This window comes from Streptomyces sp. BE20, from assembly GCF_036322525.1.
GTDB lineage: Bacteria > Actinomycetota > Actinomycetes > Streptomycetales > Streptomycetaceae > Kitasatospora.
Genome location: NZ_JAQYWW010000853.1, coordinates 1 through 591, shown reverse-complemented (window position 1 = coordinate 591; position 591 = coordinate 1). Strand labels below are relative to the sequence as shown.

1 protein-coding gene is annotated in these 591 nt (G+C 70.1%); it reads right to left on the bottom strand.

The features are described from left to right. Positions 1-132 precede the first annotated feature (132 nt). Positions 133-522 (bottom strand): hypothetical protein, encoded by a 390-nt coding sequence (locus PUR61_RS18355; RefSeq protein WP_329879984.1) that lies wholly within the window; start codon positions 520-522, stop codon positions 133-135. Positions 523-591: the final 69 nt, after the last annotated feature.

Here is a 591-nt window from a genome sequence, read left to right as displayed (position 1 = left end):
TGCTCGAGGCCGTCGCACGCCACCACCACGCTCACCTGCTCGCCGCCATCGTCGGGCTCGGCGGTGAGCTGGAGCTCCCGGCTAACCGCAACGGGCGCTTCAGGGGTGCGGTCGTCCCGGAGGGCTGCGCGGTCAGCGCCGGCCGCCGCCGATGCGGCGGTCGTCGGCCAACGCGGTCAGCGGGCCGTACTCGCAGGCAAGCTCGTTCCACGTCAGAACCTCGCCACAGCGGGCCGGGAAATCCTTCGGGTTAAACTCGGGCATGGTCCAGGTGCCGGTGCCCCGGTCCCGCAGCCACAGGTCCCCGTCACCGTCGACCACAGTCGGCGGGACCGGTACGGGCTCGGCCTGATCGGTGGGCTCCCAGGTGACCCGGCCCGGGTGGGAAGCGCGGCGCAGCTCGGTGGTGGCCAGCCGCGCGGCCAAGTCACGGGTGGACTCCTCGGCGTCCTTGACCGACGCGAGTCGGAATGCGTCGTCGAGTACGGGCAGGGCTGGATTCTTGCTGCGCTTTGAACTCATACGCTGACTTACCTCCGGTGGGGGGCGTCACATCCGTTATGGCACCCCGTAGAGGAACACGGTATCCGA

What these genes read in the sequence shown, in the direction of transcription:
- PUR61_RS18355 (WP_329879984.1), bottom strand. Translation starts at nt 522, where the DNA reads ATGAGTTCAAAGCGCAGCAAGAATCCAGCCCTGCCCGTACTCGACGAC.